This is a genomic window from Streptomyces sp. H39-C1 (assembly GCF_027158125.1).
GTDB lineage: Bacteria > Actinomycetota > Actinomycetes > Streptomycetales > Streptomycetaceae > Actinacidiphila > Actinacidiphila fildesensis.
Genome location: NZ_JAPVLS010000178.1, coordinates 1 through 7,039, shown reverse-complemented (window position 1 = coordinate 7,039; position 7,039 = coordinate 1). Strand labels below are relative to the sequence as shown.

At 68.5% G+C, this 7,039-nt stretch carries 11 protein-coding genes and 2 pseudogenes; 3 read left to right on the top strand and 10 right to left on the bottom strand.

The window, feature by feature from the left end:
* Positions 1 to 205: 205 nt before the first annotated feature.
* From O3W51_RS46690 to O3W51_RS46665, 6 genes and pseudogenes are all read right to left on the bottom strand, one after another.
* A complete protein-coding gene (locus tag O3W51_RS46690) occupies positions 206 to 754 on the bottom strand; it encodes a hypothetical protein (RefSeq protein WP_138359173.1) in 549 nt (182 codons plus the stop codon).
* Positions 755 to 854: 100 nt separating this feature from the next.
* Positions 855 to 1,010, bottom strand: a complete 156-nt coding sequence (locus tag O3W51_RS46685) for a DUF6131 family protein (RefSeq protein ID WP_198359552.1) — start codon at positions 1,008 to 1,010, stop codon at positions 855 to 857.
* Positions 1,011 to 1,410: 400 nt separating this feature from the next.
* Positions 1,411 to 1,617 carry a YegP family protein gene (locus O3W51_RS46680; RefSeq protein ID WP_187145212.1) on the bottom strand — a complete coding sequence of 69 codons (207 nt, stop codon included), beginning with the start codon at positions 1,615 to 1,617 and terminating at the stop codon, positions 1,411 to 1,413.
* An 81-nt stretch (positions 1,618 to 1,698) separates the two neighbouring features.
* Positions 1,699 to 2,085 (bottom strand): STAS domain-containing protein, encoded by a 387-nt coding sequence (locus O3W51_RS46675; protein WP_187145211.1) that lies wholly within the window; start codon positions 2,083 to 2,085, stop codon positions 1,699 to 1,701.
* 49 nt (positions 2,086 to 2,134) lie between these two features.
* Positions 2,135 to 2,305: pseudogene (locus O3W51_RS46670) on the bottom strand (helix-turn-helix domain-containing protein); the annotation flags it as partial.
* On the bottom strand, positions 2,263 to 2,586 hold the full coding sequence (locus O3W51_RS46665) for a hypothetical protein (RefSeq protein ID WP_306665080.1): 324 nt from the start codon (positions 2,584 to 2,586) through the stop codon (positions 2,263 to 2,265). The gene O3W51_RS46665 and the pseudogene O3W51_RS46670, both read right to left, overlap by 43 nt.
* Positions 2,587 to 2,725: 139 nt before the next feature.
* Here O3W51_RS46665 and O3W51_RS46660 point away from each other — a divergent pair, with 139 nt between their 5' ends.
* Positions 2,726 to 3,589 carry a SigB/SigF/SigG family RNA polymerase sigma factor gene (locus O3W51_RS46660; protein ID WP_138359167.1) on the top strand — a complete coding sequence of 288 codons (864 nt, stop codon included), beginning with the start codon at positions 2,726 to 2,728 and terminating at the stop codon, positions 3,587 to 3,589.
* A 493-nt stretch (positions 3,590 to 4,082) separates the two neighbouring features.
* Positions 4,083 to 4,478 carry a DUF6479 family protein gene (locus O3W51_RS46655; RefSeq protein ID WP_269290082.1) on the top strand — a complete coding sequence of 132 codons (396 nt, stop codon included), beginning with the start codon at positions 4,083 to 4,085 and terminating at the stop codon, positions 4,476 to 4,478.
* A gap of 65 nt (positions 4,479 to 4,543) precedes the next feature.
* Here O3W51_RS46655 and O3W51_RS46650 read toward each other — a convergent pair whose 3' ends face one another.
* The 4 genes from O3W51_RS46650 to O3W51_RS46635 form a co-directional block, all read right to left on the bottom strand.
* Positions 4,544 to 5,134, bottom strand: coding sequence for an ATP-dependent DNA ligase (locus O3W51_RS46650; protein WP_269290079.1), 591 nt, complete (start codon positions 5,132 to 5,134; stop codon positions 4,544 to 4,546).
* Positions 5,095 to 5,472 (bottom strand): ATP-dependent DNA ligase, encoded by a 378-nt coding sequence (locus tag O3W51_RS46645; protein WP_232486303.1) that lies wholly within the window; start codon positions 5,470 to 5,472, stop codon positions 5,095 to 5,097. Before O3W51_RS46645 ends, O3W51_RS46650 begins: the two co-directional genes overlap by 40 nt.
* Before the next feature lie 202 nt (positions 5,473 to 5,674).
* Positions 5,675 to 6,043 carry a hypothetical protein gene (locus O3W51_RS46640; protein ID WP_138359185.1) on the bottom strand — a complete coding sequence of 123 codons (369 nt, stop codon included), beginning with the start codon at positions 6,041 to 6,043 and terminating at the stop codon, positions 5,675 to 5,677.
* Between the two features lie 8 nt (positions 6,044 to 6,051).
* On the bottom strand, positions 6,052 to 6,309 hold the full coding sequence (locus tag O3W51_RS46635; protein WP_138359165.1) for a hypothetical protein: 258 nt from the start codon (positions 6,307 to 6,309) through the stop codon (positions 6,052 to 6,054).
* A 304-nt stretch (positions 6,310 to 6,613) separates the two neighbouring features.
* Here O3W51_RS46635 and O3W51_RS46630 point away from each other — a divergent pair.
* Positions 6,614 to 6,880 (top strand): annotated as a pseudogene (locus O3W51_RS46630) (ASCH domain-containing protein); the annotation flags it as partial.
* Positions 6,881 to 7,039 lie beyond the last annotated feature (159 nt).

Below are 7,039 nucleotides of genomic sequence, written 5' to 3'. Positions count from 1 at the left end.
ACGGAGCTCCTTCGGCAACAAGCTGTCTTGGACGACTGCCTGTACCAACGAGCTCCGTTGCACTACGTCGAGAAACCTTCCAGGCACTTGCGTGACCTGCGAAAACGCTAACTACCCGGCCTTGGGGAAAGCCCCAGCTTCTCACCTCGTCCGAATACCGTCCGCCGTGCGCTTGCTTGCCCGTGCGGTACATGCCAGAGCGGGCTCAAGCGCGCTGCTCGCCCGGCGGCTCTGCGTCGCTCAGCAGGTCGTCGAACAGGACGCGGTAATGGACCATCGCGCCCCGCAGTTCCTCGGTGGTCGCCTGCCGCCCGGTCAGCGCCTTGATTGCATGGGCAGCGCGGTAGTGCTCCAGCGTGCGCCCGTGTTCAACCGACAGATCCTCCAGCTGCTGCTCGTATCCCTCAGTCGGGTAGCCACGCTCCCTCATGAGCCTGGCAACCAGCTGGTCCGCTTCGCCCACGGCTTCCTCCGGTGTGTCCAGGAAGCGCGTCTGCACACTGGTCCAGCCCTGGGCGTATTGCTGTCGGGTCGTCGACGGGAGCGGCTTGATGTCAAGGTCGTCATGCCGCTGCTCCCTCGCGCGCAAGTCACGCTCGGCGGCCATTCGGCTGCCTTCGGCTTCAACAACGCGGTCGTATTCCGCGCCGAAGCGCTCCCGCAGTTGCCGGCGTCGGATCATCATCCACACACCGATCGCCAAGGCGATCAGCACGACCGCGACGATGATCGCAATGAGGATTCCTGTGGACATCGAGGGCCTCCCTGTGACGCCGACGTTCCGTCTGAAACGGCGGTGCCGTCCGTCTCCTGGTCAACGCACAGGTTTCACCTGTGCCCGGGGGCGCACCGGGCTACCAGTAGTGCCGCCGCCCGGCGACCGCGTGGCCCATAGAGCCCAGGAGCCACAAGACCACTCCGACGACGACCAGGATGATCCCGATAGTCCACACGATGGAAATGCTGGCCAGGAAACCGATGACAAGCAGAATTACTCCGAGGACGATCACGGTGCACTCCGTTCTCGCGCGAACGCTCTCCCCCTCACTACTGTGATCCTCACCCCACCCTGCGGCAACCGCCCGCACCGGCCGATGGGACGCCGTGTCCGGGTCGCCCGGGCCATCATGGACAGCCCGGCCGCCCGGCCGATGCAACGGGCGACTCCCCATAGGCCCGCGCACCGCTGGGTCCGGCGCCTACGTCGGGGATCCTGCTGATCGGGATCTTTGCCTGGCCGACGTCGCCCGCACCCTGCCCCCAGTTCGGCCGGCTGCTGAGCGCGCTATCCGGGGACCGACAGCACAGCCCACCACACTTGTCCGCCGCGCCACCGCATGTCCGGCTGGTCCGCGGCGAACCCGGCATCGCGGCGCTCGCTTATGAGAGCCGCATGGCACGGATGAGGCGTTACTGTTCCGGGCCGGCCGTGTTGTCGGTGACATCCTGGATGGGGGCCTGGGCGGCGTTGCGTTGGATGTAGTCGATGACGTTGCGGATGCTCGACTGCTTGTTGAGCCCCTCATCACTGACCGCGATGATCTCGCCCAGGTCGGTCCGGTAGCGAAACCGCCACAGCTCGGCGCTGTCCTGGTAGATCTCGAACCCACCGGTCACCGCGACCACCTGCTTCCTGCGTTACGACAGCCACCCGCACCGTATGACCCGCAGCACCACCCGCCACGGCGGCGCGCCCGGTCAGAGAGCCGCGGCGCTCGGGTCTGGGGGGAGCAGCAGGACGGCCTCGGTGATGCCGCCCGGAGTCAAGGTCAGGGCCTGGTCGGCGCCGATGATCTGCATGGTGCGCAGGAACTGGGCGCCGGGAGCCGCCAAAATCAGGGACCCGTCGCGGTCGTTCAGGTCCAGTCGCACGCCCAGGATGTAGCTCAAACCGCGTGAGTCGCAGAACGTGATCCCGCTACATTCCAGGATCAGCCGGTGCCGCCCGGGCGTCATCGCAGCGGCGATGCCGGCGGCCAGAAGGGGCTCGGTGTCCAGGTCCAGCTCGCCGGCCAGGGCCAGGACGGCGAGGTCAGTCCGGGGGTGGGCGATCTGATCTATCTGCAGCCGCGGTAGGGAAGGCATGCTCCCCATCATCTCCAGGCACGGGGGTTCTGCCCACCCCGGGGGAATGTCGGCGAGGGTTGCCGCGTCCCCGCAAACAGGCGCCGGCCTCGGTCAAGGCCCGGTGGACGAAGCCGTAGGAGCGTCCGGTGGCGGTAGCCAGTGCGCGAATCGAGCCACCCCGGCCGTAGGCGGCCTTCAGATCGGTGCCGCACGCGGCCCGGTCGGCCGCGCTGAGCCGCCTGCGGGGCGCGCCGGCCGCGACTTAGTCAGCACGGCCAGGAAATCGGGGTCCGCGTCGGTCATGGCCGGGCCGCCGGGGCAGCGCTCCACGTGTCCGGTCCGTGACCGCGCCACTACCGCCGGGTCCCGCAGGGCTTCGCGGTCCAGGCCGGCCAGTGCCAGGAACTCCCGCAGGTCTTCGAGCACCACCGCCCTTCCGACCAGTTCTCCGTCCACGGTCACCCGGCGCTCCCCGTCCAGCCAGGGGTGCACCACCACACGAGCCTGCCGATCATCCATCCCCCCAGCCTGCCACCGGCCCCTGCCGGCCGCGCCCCGTAACGCAGCGGGCGCCATTACGACGACGACCCGAATGACTAGTGTCAAATGGGGTGAAATATTGCTTATCGGGCAGGAATGCTGGTCTGGAGGCCGGAACATGGGGGCACGTGCAACCACGGACCGGGGCGCCCGCGCCGACGGGTGTTGCCCGTCGGCAGTGCTCCCCTGGATCGAGGACGCGGCAAAGGTCCCCCCGCAGCAAGCCCGGCAGCTGTCGAAGGCGTTCCTGGCTCGCCTGCGGCAGGTCCCGCCAGGCAGCGCGGAGTACCGCTACGCCCGCGACACGCTGGTGGTGCTGAACATTTCCCTGGTCCGCTACGTCGCCGGACGGTACGCGAACCGGGCCGACCTGAGCGAGGACATCCGCCAAGTGGGGACGGTCGGCCTGATCAAAGCCATCGACCGCTTTGACCTGGAACGGCAGGTGGAATTCACCACCTTCGCCATCCCCTACATCAGCGGCGAGATCAAACGCTACTTCCGCGACACCGCCTGGGCCGTGCGCGTCCCCCGCAGCCTGCAAGAGCGCCGCATCATCCTCCTCAAGGCCCGCGAGGCCCTGCACACCGACCTCGGCCGCCCACCCACCACCGCCGAAGTCGCCCAGCACACCGGCCTGAGCACCGCCGAAGTCCACCAGGGCGTCCTGGCCACTGCTGGTTACACCGCCGAATCCCTCGACGTTCCGGCCGCCCACGACGACACCGGCACCAGCAGGCACACCCTCGCCGAGCGAATCGGCGCAACCGACCCCGGCCTGGACCTGGTCGAGACACTCCTCGACCTCAAACCCCTCCTGGCCGCCCTGAGCAACCGCGAACGCACCCTCCTTCACATGCGCTTCGCAAAGAACATGACCCAAACCGAGATCGGCGCCGTCCTCGGCTGCTCCCAGATGCACATCTCCCGCCTCCTATCCCGCACCCTAGCCACCCTGCGCACCGGGCTCCTCAGCGCGTGAACTCCCGCGCGCCCACCGGCCGCAACCCCCTGCTCACCGGTATCGTCGCCATCCGGGCCGCCGTCATAGGCGCCTTTCCACAACGCGGTGTGGCGCCGACCTGCCTGTCCCACGCCACGCCGCCCCTGGCTGCCGGGGCGGGCGTCGCCCGTCGCTGGCACCCTCCCCGGCAGCCCACACCCGAACGAGTGATAGCCCCAGGACGCCCGGCGGGTGGACATGGACACTCCCCACGGCCCGTACCCGCAGAGTGGCCTGTCGACCCACTATTAGTCCGGGCTGCGGAGTCGGCGGGCCATGAAGCGCACCAGCGACAGGTTCATCTCGATCAGCGCCACCCGAACCTGTAGGTACTGATCGCTGCCTTCCTCCAGGATCCGTAGCAAGGCGAACGACTGTTGGGTGCCTCCGCGCCCCGGGCCGGCAAAGCCTCACCGCAGTGGCGGGACCGCGCAGCTGCGTGGGGCGCGAACCGGAGAGTATTTTGTCGTGTATGAGAGCAAATGCTGTCGGGTTCCGCGAGCTGGCCGTGACCCATGACTTCCTGGTGGGGATCGCGCCCTTGACCATCGGTGTCGTCATGGTGGCCCTGCTCATCGCAGCGGTCGCCTACGGCATGCGGCTGCGCCGCCGCAAGCCGCCGCCCCCAGCCGGGCCGCAGCTGCGCTCTGGCTCTTGGCAGACCCGGGATGAACTCGGCCAGCCCACTCCGCCCGATCATGGCCCGGGCCATCAAGACCGCGGTCCAGCCGGTGACCCCTACACCCGGGACGTCCATACAACGCACCCCGACGAGAGCCGTGACAACGCCACGACCGGCCAAGGCGACAGCCCGGCCTCGCCGGGGGCGGGGGCGGGGGACGAGCCTGGCCCGTCTGACGGGCGCTAACCAGCGCAGTACCTCGACACCGGGCAGATCTTCCGGAAGAGCGGCGCGTGGGGCGAGGTCGGATCTCACCCGTAGCCAGCGCACGGGATGCCTCCACTGCCCTGACGAATCCAGCGAGACGTCCGCAGAGCCACCTCGGCGACCAGCAGCGGCTCCACCAACTCCGCGACCAGGCTCTTTTTACTGCGCCAGCCGGCCGAGAACGACCACCCCGTCCACGGGTGCTCCCCCGCAGTCCGGCTGAGCTGATCGGCCAGGGCCCGTCTCAACTTCTGTGCCAGCACCGTGCTGCGGCCGACCGTACTGCAACCGTCCGGCGGTATCGAATCGCCCCAACAACACCGTGGTGGGCCCCGACAGTGAGCCGCTGACCGCACCCACGATCGCCTCCGTACTGGCCGGGAACGGTACTTCTGCCATCGGCGCTCGCCCGGCAAATAGCGCTGGGTCAGGCGCTTGAAGGTGAGCCCCTCCATACCCACCGCCGACCAGGACAGCCACTCTGCCGCAACCTGCGGATCGGTCGTCGACGGGCACAACGCCCAGGGCGGCCCCAGCTCGCAGTCCGCGAAGAGACGCTCCAATGCTGCGCGGCGCTCGGCGTACGGGCGGCTCGTCAGATCGGTGGCGCCATGACGCAGGAGATCGAACGCCACGAATGGGCCGGCCACTGCGCGGCCAACGCGGCAGCTCCTGCAGCGGTGCGGTTTAGTCGGCCTTGCAGTCGCTCGAACGCCAGCCGCCCGTCCTCCCAGACGATCAGCTCGCCGTCCAACGCGACATCCGCGGGCAGCGCGGATGCGGCGGCGGTGATCTCCGGAAGGGCCGTCGTCATGAGGGTGCCGCGTCGCGACCGGATCACGACATGCCCGTCCGCGTAGTGGGCCACCGGCGCCCGATACCCTTCCCACTTCGGCTCGGCTGCATAGTTCACCGGCAGACTAGAGCTCATCACGGGGGCGGCGAGTATCGGCTCGGGCAGCGTCCAGTCCATGAAGCCGATGCCTACCACCGTCAGCCTCGGACTACTGACGCCTCACCATACGGCCCCGGACGCGAGTGCATCACTACTCACACGAGTCGCATGCCCATGGTGCAGACAGCCCAAGATCACCCCGACGACGATCATAGCGCTCATCTAGTTGATCGATATCTTCGGCATCGCGACCCCAGCTCAGGGCGGATGATCAACAGCGTCAGGGGGTGAGATCAAGCACGCGAACAGGCTGCCCCTCCCAGCGGTTCGCCGCCGTGGTGGCCACGATCGCGCCGTCCGGCCGGTCCGGCGTGGGCTGTGCCGTGTACTGCGCGTGGGCGGCGGCCCACGTCTCCTGTTGCGCCACGGCCAGCGCGGCGGACAGGTCCAGGTCCAGCACCGTGATGCCGGGCAGAGCCGCGATGTGCTCGGCTGTCCCCGGTCGGGTGCGGTCGGCTTCGACCAAGGCGCAGGCCGGAGCGTACAGGAACCAGCCCGGTTCGGTGTGGGCCCGGTGGATCAGCCGGGAGGCCAGGATGTTGCCCTGGCCGGCGGCCGTCATGGCGGTGTCGTCCAGGACGATGTGCATCGCGTCGCTCACCGGGCGGTCACCTGTGCCAGGCGGCGGTCCAGCTCACGGTCCAGATCCTGCTCATCGCTCGCAGTCGGGGCGTACCCATTCCACTCCTGCAGCGCGATGCGGGCCTGCTCGGCACGCTCGGCACGCTCCTGCGGGGTGAGCAGCGTCTCTGCGAGGCGGGCCAGGTAGGCGCGCAGCGACAGGCCCTCGCTCGCCGCGATCGCGGCGAGCCGGTCCTTGGCTTCCTTGGGAATGCGGACATTTGCGTCAGACACTCGGACTCCTTCCATCCCCACCAGCATATGGGTACGGGTACGTACCCATCTACTCTCTTCGTGTGGTCGGTGCCTGCGGGTCCGGTGGCGGCCGGCAGTGAGGGATCACGCTTTCGGGCGCGGCTTCGGCCGGCCGGCTCCCGCGAAGCGGTTCGTGGCCCAATGCGGTGGCGACCGGCCGCTCTTGTGCGTTCGGGAGCCAGACGGTCGGGCGTTCTCCAGGCCCGACACACGAGGCTCGGGGGCGAGTAGCGTTGATCCACCGCACCAGGCAGGGGGTACCGACAATGTCGACGGCGCCCAGGTAGTCGATCCCACTGACCGTCCGGTCGCCGTCATCGAGGTGACCAGCGTGCGCGTCCTGCCATTGGCGCAAGTAGACCTCGCCCATGCGATGGACGAAGGCGAGGGTCACACGACCGTGGCCGAGTGGCGCGGCGGCCATGAGCGTTTTTGGCACGGCCCGGAGATGCGGGCCGCGTTGGGCGATGCCACATTCACCGTGAACGACGCCACGCTGGTGGTCCTTGAGCGCTTCCGCCTCGTCACCGACCTTCGGCTCGCCAATTGACCATGTGCCTATCGCTCACCACGTCGAAATGAGCGCATAAGAGCTTGCAGATCATTAACACGTCGTCTTGATCTTGGTTGCGGGCTCGCCGGTCAGGGTGAGGACGCGGGCTTGGAGAACGGCGAGGGTCGCGGGTGGGGCTGCTGCGGGCGGGATGGT